The organism is Sinorhizobium psoraleae (assembly GCF_013283645.1).
In the GTDB taxonomy this organism is placed as follows: Bacteria; Pseudomonadota; Alphaproteobacteria; order Rhizobiales; family Rhizobiaceae; genus Sinorhizobium; species Sinorhizobium psoraleae.
Window position 1 is genome coordinate 5,634 of sequence record NZ_JABEKV010000019.1, and the last position, 22,378, is coordinate 28,011.

Below are 22,378 nucleotides of genomic sequence, written 5' to 3' on the forward strand. Positions count from 1 at the left end.
CCGCATCAATTCCCTCTCGGCGCCATCTATCCGCGCGTCTCAACCGCCATCGACAACAAGGCGCTCGCTGAGGGCGCTTTTCTTGCAATATGATTTTGCGGTTTTCTGCTTCGGCGCGGCGTGATTCACTCTTTTAGCGGCGGTGAATCGAGGAGCGGCGATGTCGAGACCACGCGAGCGGCGCGAGACGGGGGAGCAGGATCTGTTTCGCTCCCGGCTGGATCAGATCATCAACATGCAGCACGAGCTGGTGCGGCTGGCGCAGGCGATTGACTGGCCGCTGTTGGAGCGGCGCTTCGGTGAGGTCTATTGCGACGGCCCCGGCATGCCGCCGCTGCCGACGCGGCTGATGGCCGGGCTGGCGATCCTCAAGCATACCTTCAACCTGTCGGACGAGGCGCTGTGCGCCCGCTGGGTGGAGAACCCGTATTTCCAATATCTCACCGGCGAAGAGTTCTTCCGCCACGACCTGCCGTTCGACCGCTCGTCGATGACGCGCTGGCGTGGCCGCATGGGCGAGGAACGGCTGACGGCGCTGTTGCAGGAAAGCCTGGCGGTGGCGGTCAAGACCGGGGCGATGCAGCCGCAGGATACGCGTCGCGTGATCGTCGATACCACCGTGCAGCCGAAGAACGTGATGTTCCCGACCGACGCGAAACTGATCCATCGGGCACGCGAGCGATTGGTGCGGCTGGCAAGGAAGGCCGGCGTGAAGCTGCGCCAGACCTATGTCCGCGTCGGCAAGCTGGCGCTGATCAAGCACCAGCGCTATGCCCACGCCAAGCAGTTCAAGCGGGCGAACAAAGCCTTGCGGACGCTCAAGACCTATTTCGGCCGCACCGTCCGCGACATTCGCCGCCAGATCGGCAATGACGAGACGCTGCGGACCGTGTTCCTCTGGCCGCTCTACCAGGCCTCGACGGTTCTGGAGCAGCGGCAGCGCCAGCGCGGCCGCAAGATCTACAGCCTGCATGCGCCGGAGGTCGAATGCATCGGCAAGGGCAAGGCGCACAGGCCCTACGAGTTCGGCGTCAAGGTCTCGCTCGCCACCACGCTCAAGCGCTCGAAGGGCGGTCAGTTCGCCCTGCATGCGAAGGCCTTGCCCGGCAATCCTTATGACGGCCACACGCTGGCGACCGTCATTCCCGCCATCGAGAACACCATCGGCAACGACATCGAGCGCATCCTCGCCGACGCCTACCGCGGCCACAATGCCCCTGAAAGCCACCGGTTCCGGGTCTTCACCAGCGGTCAGAAGCGCCGCGTCACGCCGGCGATCAAGCGCGAGATGCGGCGCCGTTCCGCGATCGAGCCGGTCATCGGTCATCTCAAGGCGGAGCACCGCATGGACCGCAACTATCTCGCCGGCGAACACGGCGACGCCATCAACGCCGTCCTCGCCGCCGCCGGCTACAACTTCTCGCTCCTCATCAACTGGTTCAGGCAGCTTCTGTGGCTGCTGCTCGCCTGGATTCACAGCGAAGCAAAAGCCCGCGCCGTTTAAGCCCGCTTATTGTTCACGGCCGACTAAGTAACATTAGGACCAAATGGGCGCATTTTAACCGGTGATGCGGTAATCAGCGCAACCTTGGCCGTCAACAGACTGTCGGCGTCGAGCTTATACGTCCTCAAACCGGACGATGTCATCTTCGCCGAGGTACTCGCCGCTCTGCACCTCTATGATGACAAGGCGCATTGTACCATTATTTTCAAGGCGATGTTTCTTCCCGCAAGGGATGTAAGTGGATTCGTTAGTGGCCAAAATGAGCTCCTGATCGCCATTCACCACCTTTGCGGTACCACTGACAACAACCCAATGCTGTGACCGGTGGTGATGGATCTGCAGACCAAGGCTAGCGCCCGGCTTAACTTCGATACGCTTGATTTTGAAGCGCTCGCCTTGCTCCAGAACCGTGTAGGCGCCCCAGGGCCGGTGTACCGTCCTGTGAAGAAGGTGCGCCTCATGTCCGGCGGCCGTTAGTCCCTCGAAGAGCTTCTTGACGTCCTGAACGCGATCGCGGGATGCAACTAGCAATGCATCCGGGGAATCCACGATTACCAGGTCGCTAATGCCGACGGTGCCGATGACGCGTTTGTGCGAGCTTATATAGCTGCCCACGGTGTCGACCACGTGAACATCGCCCCGAATCCTGTTGCCGCTCCCGTCAGCGCCGACCAATTCGGCCATTGCGTTCCAAGATCCAATATCGCTCCACCCCATTGCGCAGGGAACAACAGCGAGATTGTGCGTTTTTTCCATCACCGCACGGTCGAGTGAAATACGAGGCGCCTGGGTGAAGTGCTTGGATGAGAGTTCGATATTGGCAAAGCGTTCGCCATGGCTGACGCGAGCGTTCTCATAGCTATTGAGGACGGCGTCAATCACTGCAGGGCAATGCGACGCCATTTCCTTGAGCATAACCTGCGCCTTGAAGCAGAAAATGCCAGCGTTCCAGAAGAAACGTTTGGACGCAACGTAGGATTTGGCAGTCTCGAGGTTCGGTTTTTCGACGAACCGGACGACTTTTTCGCCGTTGGCCTCGATATAGCCGAATGCCGTGTCAGGCCTATCCGGGGTTATGCCCAGAGTTGCGATTCGCCCCTGCTGCGCATGTTCGATGGCCCGGCTCATAGCGCTTTGAAATGCCGGCAGATCGCCAATCATTTGGTCGGCAGGAAAAATGCACAGAACGGCATCTGGCCCATGCGTTTCCTTGACATGGACGGCGGCTGCCGCGACGGCGGCGGCAGTGTCCCGACCCTCTGGCTCAAGCAGAAAGGTGCGTGGCAGAACAACAGAATCCAGTTCGTCGAAGTCGTTTTTCGCAAGGAAGAGGTGCGCAGTGGACGTCACTGTAACAAGCTCGGCCACGTCCAATATCGAAGCTGCGCGCAACACGGTGTGCTGGATAAGCGAACGTCCATCCGCCACCTTGAGAAAAGGCTTCGGGTGCGATTGTCTTGAGGCAGGCCATAGCCGCGAACCAACTCCACCGCTGATGATGACGGGAACCACTTTCATCAGATGCCCTCTAGATCGTCTGTAAACGCGAATGCCTGCGCCCTGCTAAGCGTCAGGGCGGTTATCGCTGTCGCCCTGCTTTCACTCGAAGCCTCCGAGTAGCAGCGCAGTTCCGGGGCATTGCTGGAAGGCCGCAGATGCACGATCTCGCCCGTAAGCATCTGCGCCCTTAAGCCGTCGGTCTCGTCGACTTCGGCAACATTCCCGAGCGGGGCAAGAAATTGCTGTAGCGTAGCCCGGCTTGCGAGGCGATCCATCAATGCGCGCGAACTTTCCGTGGGGAAGTTTTGAAGGCGTTCACTCGCGCACACAGGAAGGTTCCAAAGCCGGCGCAGTCGCGACAGCTTCTTTTTTGTCGATGCCATCGTGCTGAGGACAGCTAGTATCGGAAGGAGTGAGTCCCGTGTCGGGAGCGCGCCCAATGTCTTTCCGTTCAGTGTGCAATTCGACCCCAGCAGAACACCACCATTGGCCTCGAAGCCGACAACGATGCTGCTGGCACGCTGTGACGCGTCCATGGCTTCGATGACAAACGGCGACCCGACCTTAGTCCTCAGGACGTCGAAACCGAAAGCTTTCGAAATGCCCGAGTTGGAGGTCACCGGCGTCACGATCGTATCTGCTTTCAAAAACAGAGCCGTGGCGAGCCCAACCAGGTCGCCGCGAAACAGATCCCCGTTCTCGTCGGCGATAAGAGGCCGATCGGCGTCCGCATCGGTCGATACGATAGCGTCGAGATCGAATTGGCGGGCCCATTTCTTCAATTTTGCAATTGTTGCTGCGTCCACAGCTTCGGTATCGATAGGTACGAAGGTTTCGGTTTTTCCGACTGCCACCACGCTGGCACCGAACGATTGAAGAACCTGTACCAACAGTTCTGCCGCGACCGAACTGTGCTGGTAGACACCAAGCCTCATGCCGGAAAGGGAGTCCGGCTCCAGCATGTCATTGGCGCGCTTTCGGTAGGCGGCCATCGCTTCTTCATGACGCATAGGCCACGCCGTTCCCGGAGGGGCCGATCGCAAGCGATACGCATTTGATCTTTCGGCTACAAAGTGCGTTATCGCGGCCTCATCCGCCTTGTTGATTTCACCATTGGGGCCATAGAATTTGATGCCGTTGCGATCGGCTGGAATATGCGACCCGGTCACCATGAGAGCCGCCGCGCCGTGTTTCCGTGCATATAGGGCCAGGGCGGGCGTAGGTATGGCACCGCAATCGATCGGTTGAAAACCATTTGCGCCTAACGTCGCCATGCAGGTGTTGACTATCGCCTGACTGCTGTCACGCAGATCGCGACCTACGAAGACCGAACTATTCGGCTGAACCCCGCTGGAAACCAAACGCCAAGCGAAAGCTTCAGTATAAAGTCCGCTAGCTTTGCCAACCAATTCCGAAGCCAAACCTCGAAGGCCGCTTGACCCGAATTTCATCATTTCGCTTTTGCTGGTGGAGGGGCAGGATGGATAATATTGCAGTGGGTTAGTGCTTTCTCATGAACGCGCTTCCGTCGTCGGCCATCTACTGTTCAAATATTGCAGTCTCTACAACACGGTGTGGCGCTTTGCCTCGACACCGGATTTCAACATCCTGCAAGATCATTGACAGCACTGGCTTTGAGCGTGACGCAAGCCCTCTGCTAACGCAGCCGATCAGCTCCTGCAGAACGATCCAACCAGGAGCTCAGAACGAAAGTCCTCATGCACCAAAGGCTGCTACACCGTGGCGGCACAAGAGGGCATATAGATCGCTATCCCACGAGAGTGTGGTGGACCCCTACGTCCTACAAGAGAAGTCGGCGATCTCGGAGTGGTCAGGGTCCGCCTGGCTCCCGGGATGGTCTCCACTGCGCAGTTTTTGGAATCGTCTTGGCGCTCATCTAATGACCAAAGCAGTAGTGTGATCGGTGCATGTCGGTATTCCAACATGCAACATCACGATAGGCCGGTAAACTTGGTTGTTTGGATGGGATACATCCATGGCATGGATGGGGGCTAAAAGACCGCCTCAGGGCGAGACAACCCTGCTCTTCGAAAGGATGGAATTAGGTCGGCTAGAGCAGACCACGGCGTTTGCCATCTCCTGCCATTTTGCTGCAAGCCGAGGCGGAACCTCCTTCTCACTCTCCAGGGTTCGTCAGACTGCTTTCAGCGACAGGTCCGCTTGATGGGCCGCGTTACCCGAGTGCATCGTCGAGAAAATTCTCGCATTCTTACTGGCGAGCGACCGCCGCGAGGTTGAGGTCCGCCGTTGCCGCAACTTGCGGGCCAGAGGCTTGGCGGATCCTGTTTGCCGCCGGCGCGATCCAGAGCTGCGCGAGCGCCATGGATCATTAACGTGCGCAAAGAACGGTCACCGCGTTTGCTGATGTCGAATAGTCGGGGCCGCCGTCCACTCAATCGCTGATACAGCGCGAGGCCAAGCCACGCCGCGAATTAGCGGCCGTTCTTTGAAAGAGGTTCTGTCCAACAACAATGCCGTCCCCGTTATCGGCGAATGCCTTTGATCTTGCCGACGCTTTGGCCCGGCTCGCTGTTGCGGAAGATTTCCCTTATCCGGCGACCTTGCACTGCAATTAGCCGATCCAGTTCGGTCGGTTTCGACCGGCAGCCGCGTCCTGTCGGGATTGATGGCTTGATCGAGGCCCGGGGTCCAGTCCGAGCAGCGTGTGGACCAGCAGTGCACTTTGGTATGGAGCATGCGGGATGCATCCATCCCGTGAATGTGTCGCGATCGGAACAATGGATTTTTCTGCTCCGCTCCTCGAAGCTAACCCTTTCAGTCATCCGAATCATGGGCTCTGGACGATGCCTGGGCTCATAAAGCTTGGGCTGCACTCAGGAGAATCGATGCACAAAAAAATCATCAGCGGGGTTGGTGGTGTTTTGAGTCCGCCGACCGACGGTTTTGGTCCGCCGATCGTCTTCACATGCTGCTATCCGCGAGTATTACCGGCGCTTGCATGCTCCTGCCATTACTCGCCCGAAAAAGCGGCAACGAGTTGCGTGCCTTCTGCTGCCACATCAGCTTCACAGATGGTGACCTGCTCCAATTCTTCTAGTTTGATTATGAGATAAAATGCGAACGCTGCTCGTTGATCACCATGCGGATCTTGCACGCGCGGTACGTGCTGCCCTCGCGGACAGCGGTTTTGCCGTTGATATAGCTTGTACTCTGGAAGAGGCCTCGTGTGCATTTCATTGCGCGAGCTATGAAATTCTCCTGCTGGAGTTGGTTCTGCCTGATGGCGATGGCTTGGACTGGCTGAGGCAACTAAGGAGCGAGGGGCACTCAGTTCCCGCCGTCGTTATGAGCAGCTTCGACGACTGTGAGAAGCGAATTGCCTCTTTCAACGGTGGCGCGGACGATTTCCTGCTCAAGCCCGTCTCAACTGTTGAGCTCATCGCTAGAATGAGGGCCATTCAGCGCCGGGCGATACAGTTGACCGACCCCATCCTTGTATTTGGTAACCTCAACTTCGACCCGATCAGCCGAGAGCTTTCCGTTGCAGGTGATCCGCTGACGATCGCACGCCGCGAGCTATGTATCCTTGAGCATCTGCTGAAGCGTGCCGGCCGCATCGTGCCGCGTGCGCAGTTGGAGGGCCACCTCTATTCGTTCAACGACGAGGTGTCTACCAACGCGCTTGAAGTCGGGATTTATCGCTTACGTGGACATCTGAGTAGGTCAGGTGCAACGCCACGGATAACGACCGTGCGTGGCATTGGTTACATTCTTGAATTGCCTAGCGCGGCATCCGATTGATTGGTCGAATGTGAAAGAAAGACTGTCTTGAAAATCGTTCCAACTCGTCATCCTGGCACCGATCGGCCGCCGACCCTCATCGACGGACCGAGAGCTATGGGTTGTCTTTACTTGGGCCCTCTCCTCTGCGCGCTCATGCTGCTATCTCCACTTTCTACCGCGGCCCAAAGTAGCGAGGGTGAAGGGACGCCGCATGCCGCTTCTAATAGCATCAATGCCACGTTGGACCTCTCCACTTCGCTCGGCGAGACAGTTCATCTGCCCGCGCCAGCCGCGACCATCTTTGTTGCCGACCCGACGATTGCGGACTACCAGGCACCCTCGAACGAAACCATCTTCGTCTTTGGCAAGAAACCCGGGCGGACCACCCTATTCGCCTTGAACGACAACGGCGTGGCCCTCGCCCAGTTGCAGATTGTCGTTACGGACCCAATCGGCGATCTGCGAGCCATGTTGAGGGATCAGGTCGGAGACTATCCAATCCGCGTCAAGTATACCCCGCGCGGCGCAGTTCTTAGTGGTACAGCGCCCGATGCCGAAGCCGTCGACACTGCGAAAAAAATCACAGAGCAATTTCTCGGTGACGGTGCGCAGGTCGTCAATAAAATCAAGGTCGCCGGGTCCTTGCAGGTGAATCTGAGCGTACGGGTAGCGGAGGTCTCCCGTGGCGCGATGAAGGAACTCGGTATCAACCTGTCGGCCTTCGGTCAAATCGGAAGTTTCAAGGTAGGTTTGATAAGCGGCGGCGGCAGAGGTGCCGGCTCTGGTGCCGCTAGTGGTGGAGGTACAGCAGAAATCGGATACAATGATGGTAATATCAACATCGGCGGGGTTCTCGACGCGCTCGCCAAGGAGCACGTCGCTTCCATCTTGGCTGAGCCGAATCTCACTGCGATGTCCGGCGAAACCGCCAGCTTCCTCGCCGGCGGCGAATTTCCCATTCCTGTCCCGCAGGAAAATGGGCAAGTCTCAATTGAATTTCGTCACTTCGGCGTCAGCCTGGAATTCCTACCCACCGTTCTCAGCAACGACCAGATCAATATTCGCGTAAAGCCGGAAGTCAGTGAACTCACGTCACAAGGTGCCGTTCAAATCAACGGCATTTCCGTGCCCGCAATTTCCACCCGCCGAGCCGATACAGTCGTCGAACTCGCCAGCGGGCAGAGCTTTGCAATTGGTGGGCTGATCCGGCGTACCGTCAGCAATGATATCAGTGCTTTTCCCGGGCTCGGTCAGGTGCCGATCCTTGGCGCCCTATTCCGTTCGTCCTCATTTCAAAAAGAGGAGTCGGAATTGGTTATTCTGGTTACGCCTTACATCGTAAGACCAGGGTCGAGCCCCGAGCAGATGAACGCGCCCACGATGGCGTCGCCCTTGGATGGGGGGGTGCCTGGATCGAATTCGCTACGTCTGCCGCGCGGCCGCGCTACTGGCCGCACCGGCACGCCAAGCGTCAAGAGCAGTGTCGGCTTTATCATCGAATGACGTTGCGGATCAAAGTTCACCTCGTCGCTCTAATCGCAAGCCTAAGTGGCTGCGTAAGCCCGCCGCTTCATGTCGAGCCATCGACACCGATCCTAATCCGGCAAGAGACCAGCGTCCTGATTTTAGAGAGCCTTCGCGACTCCGAACTGCAGCGCTTGCGTATTTTCCTTGTGAGGGCCAGCCGCGGTCGCCGCGATGCGCTTCATCTGCTTATCAGCGGGTCGCCCCCACTCAGCGCAGAGGCAGTGCATCAGGCGAAGCAGATGGGCGTCGACACGTCCAATATTCAGTTGTTGGAGCAACACCACGGCCGCGCAGCGCGAATAGAGGCGATCGTCTATGATGCGCGCCCTCCTGTCTGTCCGTCGTTTTCCAGCACTTTACCCAGTGACGATTCCGTCGACCAGACGCTAGGCTGTTCGACACGCCATAACCTCGCGGTAATGGTCAACGATCCGCGCGATTTGTTCAACAACCAGGCTGTCAAGCCAAGCAACGGCGAGCGCGCGGCCATACCAGTTGCCAAATACAAAACATTCACGACAGACAAAAAGTGAAGAATGATGCCGGGGAGTGCCCACTATCAACTGCTGCTCGATCACCGCAGCCTCCCGCCATCACCTCTATCCATCCTGCGGATGCATAGCATCGAAACAATCGATTTTACGAAGAGTAGCGCACATGAAAAGACGCCGCCTCGGAAGACGATGCCTACAAGGAGGCCTCTCCCGGTGTGCGGAAGATGGAGGCGAAGCCCTCTTGGATCTGAAGCCGACGGGACGACTCGATGTAATCCGCCGCTTTTCTAAAAACCACTCGAGGCACAGATTCCAGCTAAGATGGTCATACCGCACTGATTACACTGCACCGCAATCTTAGAGCTCAGCAAGTGGTTCGCGTGCGTCGTTGACTATTCTTGTGTTACGCGTCAACCATTGGAACTATAAGAAATGAGTTCACCTCGGCGTACAGCATTCATTACAGGTATCACCGGTCAGGACGGCGCACTGCTTGCCGAACTGCTGCTTTCGAAGGGCTACGTGGTGCATGGCCTGAAGCGGCGAGCGTCGCTGATCGGGAATACCCAACGCATCGACCACCTCTATCATGATCCTCACGAGGATCATCCCGAAATGGTCCTGCATTACGGGGACATGACAGACGCGACAAACCTGATCCGTCTCCTGCAGCAAACTCAGCCCGACGAAATCTACAATCTTGCTGCGCAAAGCCACGTGCAAGTCTCTTTCGAGACCCCCGAGTATACCGCCAATGCCGATGCGCTCGGCACGCTGCGGCTGCTGGAAGCGATACGCATTCTTCGCCTCGAAGAAAAAACGCGGTTTTATCAGGCCTCCACTTCCGAACTCTTCGGTTCGGTCCAGCGCGTCCCGCAGGAGGAGACTACCCCGTTTCATCCACGCTCGCCCTATGCGGTGGCGAAGCTCTACGCCTACTGGATCACCGTGAACTACCGCCAGGCATACGGGCTCTATGCAAGCAACGGGATACTGTTCAATCACGAAGGGCCAACGCGCGGCGAAACTTTCATCACGCGCAAGGTTACGCGTGCGGTAGCTGCGATCATGGCAGGCAAACAGGACTGCCTCTATCTCGGAAACCTGGAGGCAAAGCGCGACTGGGGCTCGGCACGCGACTATGTCGAGGGCATGTGGCGTATCCTGCAGCACCACGAGCCTGACGATTTTGTGCTCGCGACCGGCGAGACGCATTCGGTCCGCAGTTTTGTCGAGGCTGCTTTCAGGCGGGTCGGGAAGGAAATCGTCTGGGAAGGCGAAGGCGTTGACGAGATAGGCCGCGAACGCAGGAGTAACCGGGCGCTGATCCGGATAGACAAACGCTATTTCCGTCCGACCGAGGTTGACCTGCTGATCGGTGATGCCTCCAAGGCGGCCACCAAGCTCGACTGGAGGCCGAAGACCACTTTCGATGAGCTCGTCTCGGAAATGGTCGAGGCCGACTGCCGCGCTTACGGAATAACGCTAGCTTAGACGAAGACATTGATTTCGCTGGAGTGCAAATACAGTTGCAGTCCAAGGCCATCAGCGGTCGCCGGCCGGCCCTTTCAGGCGGTCCGCCGGCATCCAGTCAGTCGCGTTTGACGTGATTCAGAATTGGACGAAGCCGCTGACACGGCATTCGGCAGGTCGGCTTGCAGGTGAGCCTTCTGTTTTTCGGGATTGCTGCTGTTGAAGCGCAATCCTGAGATCAGGAGTGATGAGATGGCCGAGTTGAACCCGCTTCGCCGGCGCATGATCGAAGGACGTGAGGATCCGCAATCTGGTCGCTGGCGACACAGCGATCCTCCGTGATCGATGGCGACAGCATGCGAAAGCAAAAGCGCCCCGCACTCTCGGATCGCGACGTTGGACGGCTCGTTCACCGCGCGGGCGAGCACGCTTACCGAGCTCCAGACCGAAATCATGTGCACCGCGCCCTTCCCCGAGCACCGTCAAAGGAGCGGCGCGCGCCCGTCGATCCCGACGCCGCCTATTGACGGGAGAGTCAATGTTGGGCGTTCAGCGAATCGGAGGAGCGCTCGCGAGGTGCTGGCGTCTTGCTTGGAATGGCCATCCGGGACGCCTCCTGCACCATCGTCTCGCGCAACCAGATGCTTGCCGGATCATTGTTATGAAGGGCCGGCCATTGGACGGCCTCGGTGAATACCGGCAGTGGCGTCGGAAGTTCAAAGATCCGCAAGGGGATCGTTTTTGCGAAATGCCTTACCAGCCGGAGGGGCATGACCGCTAATCGATCTGTGCCTGACACCAGGGGCGGGATCATGCTAAAGCCCTGCACGAGGATCTCGACCCGTCTCCTAAAACCATGCTCATGCAAAAACCAGTCCTCGATGGGGGGCCTCTGTGCATGCCCGAACTTGACCCCGACGTGCTTCATCGACAGGTATTTCTCGAATGTAAGCTGCCGTGGCATCTGCTTGTTCGAGGGGCAGCCTACGCACACGAGTTCGTCGTCGAACAGCGCCACTCTCGGATGCGCGCTCGACATGAACATTTCCGGAACAACTATAAAATCGACGTCACCGCGCCGGATAAGCTCATGGGGGTCGGCGTCGAGAGGCAGCAATTCGAAGCTGACGGCGGGTGCTTCCCGAGCAACACGCTCGACGACCTTTTCAAAAAACACGATTATGGCGAAATCGGAAAGAACGATCCTGAAGTGGCGATCGGATTGAGCCGGATCAAACGGATCCAAGGATATGATCGAACCCTGAATCTGCCCCAGGACAGCGCGAACTGCGGGGGCGAGTGTTTCCGCACGCGGTGTTAGAAAGCGTTCGCGGCCGTTCATCGTAAACAGTTCATCGCGGAAATAGTCGCGCAGCCGGGCGACGGCCGCGCTCATGGCCGGCTGACTTAAGTTGATGCGGTGTGCCGCCGCCGTCAGACTGCGCTCGGTCAGCAGCGCGTCGAGTACGACGAGAAGATTCAGATCAAGGCCTTGAAAACGCATGTCGTAAGCCGCCCCCAGCCTCGAGCAATCCACAGGGTGGATTCGTTTCATCGAAACAATTGATTTTACCAATTTTGCAGAACTTTGCATAGAAAGAACTCAAGGATGTAAGTCTAAAGGTAGTTATCTATGTTTACGTTGGCTCCGAGGAGCAGTTCCTGTCCTAGGCTTTCCGGTGTATGCCCAACATCAACCAAGTCGCATTTCCGTTGCGGCTAGGTTCTTCGATGATCTGCGCAAGCTACATCGCGTCGGCTCGACGCGACAAAGCTCCCGTGCCTAGGCGCTTACCTCAAGAAGCAGCAACAAAGATGAGGTGTTTCATGCGCTCTACCGCGCGGTGTAGGTTGTATTGGGAACATGAAGTGCAACTTGCCGGCCACGATGTAAATCTCGACCTGCCACCCACGCCCCTCGAGGACACACTAGTTGTGGTCTTTCCGCCTGAACGGCCGATGAGCGAGTGTCCGTCCCGCATCCTGATTGATTGGAAGGGGCCAGCGCTATGATGCACGTCGACTGCTTATGCGAAGTGGGCAGAGAGGGCTCTGGGGCCATCGGCGACCGCAGCGTTTATTTGACGTTTGATGATGGCCCTAATCCACTTTTCACACCGGAGATTCTCGATGTGTTGGCAGAACAGCGAGTGCTGGCGACTTTCTTCGTCATCGGCGCCTACGCCTTAGAACACCCTGATCTAATCCGACGCATGGTCGCAGAAGGGCACGAGGTAGGCAACCACACAATGACTCATCCGGATATGTCCAAATGCGGCTTCGCCAAAGTGGAGCGCGAGGTATTTGAGACGAACGAGGCCATCATGACGGCGTGCCCGCAGGCCTCGGTTCGCTATATTCGCGCGCCCTATGGCGCCTGGAGCGAAGAAGTCTTCACAGCGTCACACCGCGCCGGGCTGGCGGCCGTCCACTGGTCCGTAGACCCTCGAGATTGGTCTCGCCCGGGGGTCGACGCGATTGTTGATTCAGTGCTCGCCTCTGTCCGGCCGGGCGCAATTGTGCTCCTGCACGACGGATGCCCTCCTGACGAATTGAGACAATGCGCTGATGCTAGCCGGCGCGACCAGACGGTCACGGCCCTGTCTCGTCTGATCCCAGCATTGCACGACCGCGGATTTGTAATCCGATCACTTCCTCAACATCGCTGAGCAAATCGAACACCATGAACCTGCTTGCCACAACCAGTACTGTCGCCATCACCTGTTATGCGCTGCTCTCGGCTGCTTACAAAAGCATGCAGACGGTTTATGCTTCGCCGACGGGCCATTCCCCGGCGTCGGAGGACCTAGTCGGTCTCGACGTTCTGCCGAGCGTGGATGTCATCGTCCCCTGCTTTAACGAGGATCCGAGCGCGCTCTCGGCGTGCTTGGCGTCCATTGCAGGCCAACAATATGCCGGAACGTTACGCGTCTATGTAATTGATGACGGTTCTGCAAATCGCGACGCTATCGTTCCTGTACACGACGCCTTTGCGGGTGACCCGAGGTTCAATTTCATTCTGCTCCCCAAGAATGTTGGTAAGCGCAAGGCGCAGATCGCCGCGATACGCCGCTCGTCTGGAGATTTGGTGCTCAACGTCGACTCGGACACGACAATAGCATCCGACGTCCTCACAAAGCTTGTACTGAAGATGCGAGATCCAGCCGTAGGAGCGGCCATGGGTCAGTTGATCGCCAGCAACCGGGGCGACACCTGGCTGACCCGTTTGATCGATATGGAGTACTGGCTGGCTTGCAATGAGGAGCGCGCGGCACAGGCTCGCTTTGGAGCCGTTATGTGCTGCTGCGGCCCGTGTGCTATGTACCGTCGCTCCGCGCTCGTTTTGCTGCTGGAGCAATACGAGACGCAACTGTTTCGGGGGAAGCCAAGCGACTTCGGCGAGGATCGCCATCTTACGATCCTGATGCTGAAAGCGGGACTTCGAACCGAGTACGTTCCGGATGCCATTGCCGCAACAGTCGTCCCGGATCGGCTCGGACCGTATCTGCGCCAACAACTCCGCTGGGCTCGGAGCACGTTCCGAGACACTATGCTTGCGCTGCACCTACTGCCCAGCCTCAATCGCTATCTAACGCTGGACGTGCTCGGACAGAATCTCGGACCGCTATTGCTGGCGCTGTCAGTCCTGGCTGGGCTCGCGCAGTTTGCATTGACAGCCGCAGTGCCTTGGCCGACCGGCCTGATGATTGCAGCCATGACCATCAGTCGGTGCAGCGTGGCAGCATTCCGTGCTCGCCAACTCCGATTTCTCGGTTTTTCTCTGCACACATTCATCAACGTCTTTCTCTTACTCCCCTTGAAAGCCTATGCGTTATGTACATTGAGCAATAGCGATTGGCTGTCGCGCAAGGCTGCCAACCCTCCCCTGGGGGCAAACCCGATCGCCCGACCGGGCGCTACAGCAAAATCGGGAACTTCTGAGTCAGTTCACAGGACGGATCCTTCGCGCGGCTGTTCGAGGCTGGTCACCTCCGACGGCGTTTGCAGCAGCGAGTGATCTTGTAGGTCGTGAGCCTGGATAAGAAATATAAATTGTTGACGCGGAGAGTCGCCGAAGGCGAGCCGTAGCGTCAACGGCAATCCGCTCGAGTGGGCGCGGCACGCAAAGTGCTTCGACTATCGCTCTCCCAAAGGGCCGCCACAAATGCGGTGGCCCACTCCCACGTGAGCTGCCGGCTGGCCGATCAGCTTCTTTCAGCCTGAGATAGAGCCATGTCCAAAGCAGCAATCGAGTTTACCGGCGTGAAGAAGTCATTTCGCAACAAGTTCGTTGTGAACGAGGTGTCGTTCACCGTTGCGTCGGGAGAGTGCTTCGGCCTGCTGGGGCCGAACGGTGCGGGCAAGAGCACGATTGCACGTATGGTCCTCGGCATGACACGGCCCGACGCGGGTAAGATCACGGTGCTCGGAGAGCCAATGCCAGAACGGGGTCGCTTGGCACGCAAGGGCATCGGCGTGGTTCCCCAGTTCGACAATCTTGAATTGGATTTCACGGTGCGCGAGAACCTGTTGGTGTTCGGGCGCTACTTCGGCATGAGTACTCGCTCGATCGAAGCGATCATCCCATCGCTCCTCGAGTTCTCCCGCCTTGAGAGCAAGGCGGATGCACGTGTCGCCGACCTATCCGGCGGCATGAAGCGACGCCTGACGCTGGCACGTGCGCTGATCAACGATCCGCAGCTACTCGTAATGGACGAGCCGACTACAGGCCTCGACCCGCACGCGCGCCACCTGATTTGGGAGCGTCTGCGGTTCCTGCTGGCGCGCGGCAAGACGATCATTCTGACGACCCACTTTATGGAAGAAGCTGAGCGGCTGTGCGATCGGCTATGCGTTCTCGATCATGGACGCAACATCGCCGAAGGCAGCCCACATACTCTGATCGAGGAGCATATCGGCTGCCAGGTGATCGAGATCTTCGGCGGCAATCCACAGGAGCTGAGTTCGCTGATCAGACCATACGTTCAGCGTATCGAAGTAAGCGGCGAGACGCTCTTTTGCTATGCGCCCGATCCGGAGCAGGTGCGCGTGCAACTGCGCGGGCGCGCGGATCTGCGTTATCTACAGCGTCCACCTAATCTGGAGGACGTTTTCTTGCGGCTGACCGGGCTAGAACTGGAGAAGTGAACGATGGGTGAAGCTTTCGCGGCGGTTTTACCCGCCAACGCGTGGAACTGGGCTGCGGTGTGGCGCCGCAACTATTTGGCATGGAAGAAGGTCGCACTTGCGTCAATTCTCGGTAGCCTCGCCGATCCCATGATCTCTCTTTTCGGACTCGGCACTGGCCTCGGAATAATGATAGGTCGCGTTGAAGGTACCTCCTATATTGCTTTTTTGGCGGCCGGCATGGTGGCGACAAGCGCGATGGTCGCGTCGACCTTCGAAACCATTTATGCGGCTTTCTCTCGTATGCACGATCGGCGCACCTGGGAAGCAATCCTGTACACACGACTTACTCTCGGCGATATCCTACTCGGTGAATTGGCGTGGGCAGCCACAAGGGCCCTTCTGGCGGGTGCGGCAATTGCATTTGTTGCCGCCGTGCTGGGCTATGCGGCATGGCCGTCCGTTCTCTATGCGCTGCCTGTCATCGCTCTTACCGGGCTCGCCTTTGCGAGCCTGGCGATGATCGTCGCGGCGCTTGCGCCCAGTTACGACTATTTCGTATTCTACCAGACGCTCGTTACCACACCCATGATGTTCCTCTCCGGTGCGTTCTTCCCCCTCACCCAATTACCCGGTGCCCTTCAGCAGGTGGGGCGCTTCTTGCCGCTCGCCCATTCGATCGACCTCATTCGCCCGGCGATGCTTGATCGCCCCGCCGACGGCATCGCCCTGCACATCGGTGCGCTTTGCATCTACGCGGTGTTGCCGTTCTTCATCTCGACGGCGCTGTTTCGCCGGCGCCTGATGCGCTGACACGACCTTCTTCGCGATCAGGTCCTGCGCCACGGCCTGGAAGTCGTGATAGATGCGCTGACGGCACTCGCCGATCGGAGGTTCTCATGGCCCACGCGGAAGAAGTGATTGAGCGCGCTCACTCGCTCGTGGCCGCGCTGCGCGCAAAAAGAGAGCGCGAGGCAGAGCGGCGCAAGGAAGTGTTTTGGACGCATCGACATCAGCAAACCGTTATGATGCCAAAACATGGCATTCAGCTGAGCCTGAAATTGCAATGATCGTCGCAGAAAGGAAGGCCGATCGCGACGATCGCCACACTGCTGCTCGACCGCAAGCATCTGCGGAAGCAACTCGCGTTTACCGAGCAGTTCATGAGCCGCGGCCTCACGCGGGCTGGTCGCCGCCAGACTGGCAGCTAACTGGCGACCCTCGTCAAAGCGGAGACGGTGCCTTCACACGAGAGGCGGCTCGCCGCTCCGGGGGGAAAAGAAGATAATCGCTATCTACCGCCGGTTCATAGTTCCAGCTCAAGAAACCGGCCGGGTTGCGGTTTCGGCGACGCTTGATTTGCGCTTTCGACACGGGGGGCTTTTGTTTTTGCACGTTGGTTGCGGGGCAGGATTAAACCTGCAAGGCACGCCTCGGCCTGTTTTGCATGGATACGGCAGGAGACCACAAGGGAGGAGTTGAGCACAGATCGGGATGGTCGCTGCCCTACCGGACCCTCGTGGAGCCGTGAAAATCTCGTGTGAATCATCGGAGCGTCGCCGCCAAAAAAACCAACATCCAGCGATGGCTTGCATCGTTATCTTTTAAACCTATATTGCACTGCAACAACCACTAGTCTGTAGTTTGGCTCTTCGATGACTGCAGGCTCCCTTCACGGTAGGAGCGCGCGCTCCTTGCGCATTGACCGAAGGAGTCATGTCATAACAAACTCAATACACAATATAGACGCTTTCGATACGTGCCGGGGTCACGTTCATATAGGTGACACTGTCCGGCGATTCCGCGAAGCGGTCGGATATAGCATTGAGGACCTTGCATTAACCTGCGGCCTGACTGGCGCCGAAATTACAAGGATCGAACAAGGTGCTGATGTCAACCCGGGCAGGCTGAGGCGTATCGCCGCTGCACTACGCGTGCCAGCCTCCATGTTCCTGCTGAACTAGCGGAAAAGCCCAGAATTCTTTAGAGCCCATTCTATCCTCAACCAACTGCACCACCACACAAACTGAGGATGAGGGACAGTGCCCAAGCATGAAGGCACGGACAATACGAACTAGTCGACACAACGGGCGCCGGCGACACCTACGCCGCCGGCTTCCTCTACGGTTACACGACTGGTCGCAGCTTCAAGGATTGCGGCGATCTGAGATCGTTGGCGGCCGGGCTCGACACTCAGCAGAGCTGTCCGCGCCCGCGGCAAAATCTCCGCCACGAAGCCGAGCAGAGGGGCTGCTCTAGCGACGGCGACCTGCCGTTTTCTTCCGCTTTTGAGGAATGAACAAAAACAGTTCAGCGGTTTTTGCGCGCCAGCGATTAACGCATCCGCGATCGCGTCCTGACACCTCGCCACCTTGCGTTCGGCAACAATGCTGCCCTCGTCGTAAACGCTGCAAATTGGAGGTCGTTGGGTCAATTGAAGGAGGAAGGTCCGCGACGGAAAAGGGTCGTGCGGTAGCCAATCCGCGAATAGGTGCTTCATCAATCGTCGTCAGGCAACCGCCGCGCAGCACACCTGCCAAGTCCCCATCTTGTAACGGCATCAATTTTGGTGCCAGAATTACTATGAGCACAATCAGTCGTGATCGTCATAGGAGCGCTGTAGCGAGCGAGCGGCTAGCAGCGGTCATCGATCTTCCCGGGTAGGGTCGGTTGGCCAGACCGCGTCCAAGTCCTCTTCCTTAGTGCCGCCGATGCGGCCGATTCACTCGAGTCCGGTAGAGCCCGTCACTGCGTCCCCTCGATGACGTAGCTTCGGTACCATACTGGACGTCCGATCTTGCCCCCACACACGAACCCTGGCTTCAGCGGAAAACTAAGGCGATCGATGTACCTTACGTTGACGCCTACTGTCGAGTTTGTCGAACCGCGAGACGGGATGTTCGCCCGGCGTGCCGCGCTTTCAGTGAAGCCATTGAATAATGTGCGGAGCAGTTCTTCTGAGGCGCTGCGACAGTTGGCACGATCCTTGCTGATCCTCGTTGTGCGGCGGCACACGCCGCCGACTGGCAGCACTGATTCATCCTCTTGATTCAGCTCTAGGAAAGGAGACGACAATGAAGACCGATACGTCAGCCTATGGTGTGACCGAGTTTACCCGTGAAGAAGCATCTGCAACTTCCGGAGGGCGGGCAGTTTTCGGTAACGGACGCGTGAACAATATCCTACTTCCTACTGAAAGCCGAAGCGTGGGGTCCGCGCCAATACTGTCCGGGGACGCTCCGTGAGAAGCTGTTTGGGCGGGTGCCCGCCTCGAGGTGCCGCATCCCGGCGCAATCTACCGCGACATCGAAGCCGTCAAACGCAGCGAAGCACTGCACGCCACCGGCAGTTAACTCTTTCCAAGGAGCATCAAAGCATGGGCGCTCCTCCCGACGCCAAGATCGACTATTCGGCCAACCCCCGCGCCAATTCGCATGGCCCGGTGGCGGCGCGTCCGACGTCCTCGACGCCGGCCCACGTCGTCAGCAGCGGTGCGGAAGCGATCGAGATTGCCGCGCGCTTGGCGGAAAAGTTCAGGGCCGGATCTGCTCTCCGTGACCGGGAAGGTCTCTTGCGGGTCGCCGAGCTCGACGAATATGCTGAGAGCGGTCTCTGGAGCATCAACGTGCCGAACGCCTATGGCGGCCCGGAGGTCTCCTATGCGACGCTCATGCAGCAGCGACGGAAGATCCGACGGAAGCGACGGTTGCTGCGGCATCGATCGCCGTCGCGGAGGCCAAGGGGCTAGGAACGGAGATCGCCCAGCTTGCGGCAACGAAGCTGACCGAACTCGGTGGCGCGCGCTCGACGCTTGAGAGCTCCACCACATCGGCAATTATTATCTCAACGGGTTGCTGCCGCCGCGACACGGCGCCATTTGATCCGCGTAAGGCCTGCGCCCGTTGCCATCTACCCTGTCCGGCCTATGCAGTTCAGCGACCGGCCCCGTGTGTTTGGCTTCGACGGCCTCCGCCATGCGGTGCAGGAAAAGCAGCGTGCCCAGCGCAAAGCCGAGCAGAATCCCCTCGGTCAGCTCGCGAAACACGACCAGCAAGAAGCCAGGGGCCGCCAGAGGGACGTAAGCGGTTAGTGACGCGGCGATCAGCATGAACAGCAGCAGACAGAAAGACCGAGTGAAGCATGCCCGACAAAGTCTCCCTCGTCTTCACGGGCATGGTAAGGCCGGTCGGGATGGATGGCGGCGATGTCAAGTCGGCATAGTTGCACCTAGTAGTCCCTTGCTCCGAGACGCAACTTGAGCGAGATCAACGAAGATTGGAGATGAGACCAATGAGTATTCGCAACCTTCATCACGCTATTGATCCGAAGTCGGTCGCAATTGTCGGAGCCTCGTCCCGAGCCGGGTCGCTTGGCCGGGTAGTCATCGAAAACGTGATCGCGGCCGGATTTGAGGGAGAAATCTGGCCGGTACATCCGAAATATGACCAGGTCGCAGGCCTTCGCTGCTATTCTCGGGTCCCAGACATTCCCGGTGTTCCCGACCTCGCAATTATTGTCACTCCGCCGTCAACCGTTCCCGCGCTGATCCATGATCTGGGCATGAAGGGAACGCGCGCTGCGGTCGTCATCACGGCCGGTATCAGCGCTGATAAAGGCTTGAGAAAAGCGATGCTCGATGCCGCGAAGCCTTTTCTCCTTCGCATCATCGGGCCGAACACAGTGGGTCTCTTCGTTCCCTCCGCGAAGCTGAATGCAAGCTTCGCGCATTTGCAGGCACGGTCGGGCGGAATCGCGCTGCTTTCGCAATCCGGAGCGATCGCAACTTCGTTGATCGACTGGGCCGCGGAGAATAATGTCGGTTTTTCGAAAATTATTTCACTTGGCGACATGGCAGACGCGGACGCGGGCGATTTCCTTGACCTGCTTGCTGGAGATCCCGAGACGAAAGCGATCGTCATGTATCTCGAGACCATTCCCAATCCCCGGAAATTCCTGTCCGCGGCACGCGCCGCGGCTCGGACAAAGCCGGTCGTCGCCATCAAGGGGGGCCGTCATGCCGAGGCGGCCAAAGCGGCAGCGACACACACCGGTGCGCTTTCAGGAGCCGATCGCGTTGTCGACGCGGCTTTACGTCGTGCCGGCATCTTGAGGATCGAAGGTCTTAGCGAACTGTTCGATGCGACGGAAGTCCTCGCGAGGTTTCCTCCTGTTGAGCGCAGCCGTGTAGCAATCGTCACGAACGGCGGCGGCGTCGGCGTACTCGCTGTGGATCGGCTGATGGACGTCGGGTGCGAGCTCGCGGATCTTTCTTCGGAGACTATCGGCACCCTCGACCGAATTCTACCCGCCAGTTGGTCACGCGCCAATCCCGTCGACATCATCGGTGATGCACTGCCGGATCGTTACAAGACGGCGGTCGAGATCATCGCTCAAGATCCGGGCGTGGACATCCTGATCGTCATGAATTGCCCGACCGGCCTCGCCTCGCCCGTTGATGCGGCGCACGCGGTCGCGTCCCTTGCGCAGTCCGGGACAATCTCGGGTAAACCGGTTCTCACATGCTGGCTAGGCGGTCGGACCGCGCGTGATGGTCGTCACGTGCTGCAGCAGGTAGGGCTGGCAAGCTATGATACGCCGTCCGACGTCGCCCTGGCGGCATCGTATCTCGCCAAGTGGTCGAAAGCGCAGCAGGCATTGGCGAGGGCGTCATCCGGAAGGGACGACGACGTGCCGAGCAACCGCGATCTGGCGCGATCCGTTCTCCAGAAGGTGGCTGCAGAGGGTCGCCGGATGCTGAACGAACCAGAGGCCAAGGCGGTGATCGCGGCCTACGGCATCCCCGTCCCTCAAACGGTGATTGCAACATCGCCGAAGGAGGCGGAAGCGATCGCCGGCTCACTTCTTGCGAGCGCTCGAAGGGTAGTGGTCAAATTGATCTCGAAGTCGATCACGCGGGTAGGTCTTCCGATTGAATTTGCTGTATTTTTCTCCGGATGGAGGAAAATGTGCGGTTGCCGGCATCGCCACGTCCACCTTGAGACGGCGGCCGATCGGAGGGCGTGTTGTTTCGTCGCCTATCCGGCAGCGGCAACGATCTTCAAACTTCGTTTCATGTTGTAGGCGATGGCGGTGAGGCGGATCTGCATGGCGGCCTTGGCAAGCCCGCGCCATCGCATGCGTCGAAGACCATAGCTTCGCTTCCAGGTGCCGAAGATCTTCTCGATCCGGCCACGGATGCGATGGATCGGTTGGTTCCAGGCATCGAGAGGTGCCAGGGTTTCGGCTTCGTCGCGCCCCCACATGGCGGTAGCGATGACGCGCGGAGTGCCACCTTTGGCGCGCACCGCATCACCGAAATGGCTGCCTCGATCGGCGCTGTCGGCATAAACCTCGCCCGGATTGTCAGGCAAGGCATCAGGACCGGCCTTGCCGTCATTGACGTTGGCCGGCGTGACGGCGATCTCCTCGACAAGGGCCGTATCGGCGTCAGCACCGACATGCGCTTTGAAGCCATGAACCGCAGGTCGGCCCTTGTGCTTGACCCAGTGGCCCTCACCATCATCCTCGCTGGCCGAGGCGATAATCGTTGCATCGACCAGTGTGCCGGTCTTGACCTGGATCGCCTGTGCCTTGAGCTGGTCGGTGATCTGCTCGAACAGGACCTTATCCAGTCCCTGTGCGACAAGGGCCTTGCGGAAACGAACAAAGGCGGTGCGCTCCGGCGTCGATTCCGAGACCGAAAAGCCACAGAAGCGCCGAAAGGAGGCGCGGTCGTCCAGGGCTTCGGCGAGCTTTACGTCGGACAGGTCGTACCAGACCGACAGCAGCATTGCCCTGAACAACGACAACGGCGGCCAGGCAGGTTCTCCTTTGGCGGCACTGGAGATCATCCCGAGAGCGCCATCGATCGGTGCCCAGTCGATCAGCTTGACAAGCGCATCCAGCGAGGACGGTTTACCGCGTTCGACGACAAAGCCGAACTTCTCCTGACCTATGCGTCGACGTCCCATTCGAATCCCTCAATCCA

At 58.6% G+C, this 22,378-nt stretch carries 19 protein-coding genes and 3 pseudogenes; 16 read left to right on the top strand and 6 right to left on the bottom strand.

Going from position 1 to position 22,378, the window contains the following annotated elements; all coding sequences use genetic code 11:
* The first annotated feature begins 160 nt into the window (after positions 1 to 160).
* Positions 161 to 1,504: an IS5 family transposase gene (locus tag ILFOPFJJ_RS33415; protein WP_173514690.1), complete on the top strand. Its 1,344-nt coding sequence runs from the start codon at positions 161 to 163 to the stop codon at positions 1,502 to 1,504.
* 114 nt (positions 1,505 to 1,618) lie between these two features.
* Here the strand turns inward: ILFOPFJJ_RS33415 and ILFOPFJJ_RS33420 are convergent, their stop codons facing one another.
* The 3 genes from ILFOPFJJ_RS33420 to ILFOPFJJ_RS36695 form a co-directional block, all read right to left on the bottom strand.
* Positions 1,619 to 3,022 carry a mannose-1-phosphate guanylyltransferase/mannose-6-phosphate isomerase gene (locus ILFOPFJJ_RS33420; RefSeq protein ID WP_173514691.1) on the bottom strand — a complete coding sequence of 468 codons (1,404 nt, stop codon included), beginning with the start codon at positions 3,020 to 3,022 and terminating at the stop codon, positions 1,619 to 1,621.
* Positions 3,022 to 4,455 carry a phosphomannomutase gene (locus tag ILFOPFJJ_RS33425; RefSeq protein ID WP_173514703.1) on the bottom strand — a complete coding sequence of 478 codons (1,434 nt, stop codon included), beginning with the start codon at positions 4,453 to 4,455 and terminating at the stop codon, positions 3,022 to 3,024. The genes ILFOPFJJ_RS33420 and ILFOPFJJ_RS33425 overlap by 1 nt, the downstream gene beginning before the upstream one ends.
* A 714-nt stretch (positions 4,456 to 5,169) precedes the next feature.
* A complete protein-coding gene (locus ILFOPFJJ_RS36695) occupies positions 5,170 to 5,421 on the bottom strand; it encodes a hypothetical protein (protein WP_173514692.1) in 252 nt (83 codons plus the stop codon).
* Positions 5,422 to 6,100: 679 nt separating this feature from the next.
* On the opposite strand from ILFOPFJJ_RS36695, the gene ILFOPFJJ_RS33435 reads away from it, so the two are divergent.
* From ILFOPFJJ_RS33435 to gmd, 4 genes are all read left to right on the top strand, one after another.
* Positions 6,101 to 6,787: a response regulator gene (locus tag ILFOPFJJ_RS33435; protein WP_173514693.1), complete on the top strand. Its 687-nt coding sequence runs from the start codon at positions 6,101 to 6,103 to the stop codon at positions 6,785 to 6,787.
* A 27-nt stretch (positions 6,788 to 6,814) separates the two neighbouring features.
* On the top strand, positions 6,815 to 8,272 hold the full coding sequence (locus ILFOPFJJ_RS33440) for a type II and III secretion system protein family protein (protein WP_376741493.1): 1,458 nt from the start codon (positions 6,815 to 6,817) through the stop codon (positions 8,270 to 8,272).
* Positions 8,269 to 8,829, top strand: a complete 561-nt coding sequence (locus tag ILFOPFJJ_RS33445; RefSeq protein WP_173514694.1) for a CpaD family pilus assembly lipoprotein — start codon at positions 8,269 to 8,271, stop codon at positions 8,827 to 8,829. Before ILFOPFJJ_RS33440 ends, ILFOPFJJ_RS33445 begins: the two co-directional genes overlap by 4 nt.
* Positions 8,830 to 9,222: 393 nt before the next feature.
* On the top strand, positions 9,223 to 10,284 hold the full coding sequence (gene gmd / locus ILFOPFJJ_RS33450) for a GDP-mannose 4,6-dehydratase (protein WP_173514695.1): 1,062 nt from the start codon (positions 9,223 to 9,225) through the stop codon (positions 10,282 to 10,284).
* 514 nt (positions 10,285 to 10,798) lie between these two features.
* Here gmd and ILFOPFJJ_RS33455 read toward each other — a convergent pair.
* The gene (locus ILFOPFJJ_RS33455) at positions 10,799 to 11,767 is read right to left on the bottom strand and encodes a LysR family transcriptional regulator (RefSeq protein ID WP_173514705.1); all 969 of its coding nucleotides are present in this window, start codon (positions 11,765 to 11,767) and stop codon (positions 10,799 to 10,801) included.
* Between the two features lie 323 nt (positions 11,768 to 12,090).
* Between ILFOPFJJ_RS33455 and ILFOPFJJ_RS35800 the strand changes: the two genes are divergently transcribed.
* From ILFOPFJJ_RS35800 to ILFOPFJJ_RS36400, 10 genes and pseudogenes are all read left to right on the top strand, one after another.
* Positions 12,091 to 12,276, top strand: a complete 186-nt coding sequence (locus ILFOPFJJ_RS35800; RefSeq protein WP_282438725.1) for a GNAT family protein — start codon at positions 12,091 to 12,093, stop codon at positions 12,274 to 12,276.
* On the top strand, positions 12,273 to 12,932 hold the full coding sequence (gene nodB / locus ILFOPFJJ_RS33465) for a chitooligosaccharide deacetylase NodB (protein WP_173514697.1): 660 nt from the start codon (positions 12,273 to 12,275) through the stop codon (positions 12,930 to 12,932). The genes ILFOPFJJ_RS35800 and nodB overlap by 4 nt, the downstream gene beginning before the upstream one ends.
* A gap of 14 nt (positions 12,933 to 12,946) precedes the next feature.
* Positions 12,947 to 14,281, top strand: coding sequence for a chitooligosaccharide synthase NodC (nodC, locus tag ILFOPFJJ_RS33470; protein ID WP_173514698.1), 1,335 nt, complete (start codon positions 12,947 to 12,949; stop codon positions 14,279 to 14,281).
* Between the two features lie 215 nt (positions 14,282 to 14,496).
* The gene (nodI, locus tag ILFOPFJJ_RS33475) at positions 14,497 to 15,411 is read left to right on the top strand and encodes a nodulation factor ABC transporter ATP-binding protein NodI (RefSeq protein WP_173514699.1); all 915 of its coding nucleotides are present in this window, start codon (positions 14,497 to 14,499) and stop codon (positions 15,409 to 15,411) included.
* Between the two features lie 3 nt (positions 15,412 to 15,414).
* A complete protein-coding gene (locus tag ILFOPFJJ_RS33480; protein WP_173514700.1) occupies positions 15,415 to 16,203 on the top strand; it encodes a nodulation factor ABC transporter permease subunit NodJ in 789 nt (262 codons plus the stop codon).
* 86 nt (positions 16,204 to 16,289) lie between these two features.
* Entirely contained in the window at positions 16,290 to 16,460 is a 171-nt protein-coding gene (locus tag ILFOPFJJ_RS33485; RefSeq protein ID WP_173514701.1) for a hypothetical protein, read from the top strand.
* 651 nt (positions 16,461 to 17,111) lie between these two features.
* Positions 17,112 to 17,354, top strand: coding sequence for a helix-turn-helix domain-containing protein (locus ILFOPFJJ_RS33490; protein WP_173514706.1), 243 nt, complete (start codon positions 17,112 to 17,114; stop codon positions 17,352 to 17,354).
* Positions 17,355 to 17,461: 107 nt separating this feature from the next.
* A pseudogene (locus ILFOPFJJ_RS33495) lies at positions 17,462 to 17,689 on the top strand (PfkB family carbohydrate kinase); the annotation flags it as partial.
* Positions 17,690 to 18,766: 1,077 nt separating this feature from the next.
* Positions 18,767 to 19,138: a hypothetical protein gene (locus ILFOPFJJ_RS33500; RefSeq protein ID WP_246300001.1), complete on the top strand. Its 372-nt coding sequence runs from the start codon at positions 18,767 to 18,769 to the stop codon at positions 19,136 to 19,138.
* Positions 19,075 to 19,271 (top strand): annotated as a pseudogene (locus tag ILFOPFJJ_RS36400) (SfnB family sulfur acquisition oxidoreductase); the annotation flags it as partial. The gene ILFOPFJJ_RS33500 and the pseudogene ILFOPFJJ_RS36400, both read left to right, overlap by 64 nt.
* Here ILFOPFJJ_RS36400 and ILFOPFJJ_RS36700 read toward each other — a convergent pair.
* Complete coding sequence (locus tag ILFOPFJJ_RS36700; protein ID WP_376741494.1) at positions 19,229 to 19,498, bottom strand: hypothetical protein; 270 nt, start codon at positions 19,496 to 19,498, stop codon at positions 19,229 to 19,231. The pseudogene ILFOPFJJ_RS36400 and the gene ILFOPFJJ_RS36700 sit on opposite strands and share 43 nt — an antisense overlap.
* Before the next feature lie 182 nt (positions 19,499 to 19,680).
* Here ILFOPFJJ_RS36700 and ILFOPFJJ_RS33510 point away from each other — a divergent pair.
* Positions 19,681 to 21,303 (top strand): annotated as a pseudogene (locus tag ILFOPFJJ_RS33510) (acetate--CoA ligase family protein); the annotation flags it as partial.
* 122 nt (positions 21,304 to 21,425) lie between these two features.
* Here ILFOPFJJ_RS33510 and ILFOPFJJ_RS33515 read toward each other — a convergent pair.
* Positions 21,426 to 22,361: an IS5 family transposase gene (locus tag ILFOPFJJ_RS33515; RefSeq protein ID WP_173514702.1), complete on the bottom strand. Its 936-nt coding sequence runs from the start codon at positions 22,359 to 22,361 to the stop codon at positions 21,426 to 21,428.
* Positions 22,362 to 22,378 lie beyond the last annotated feature (17 nt).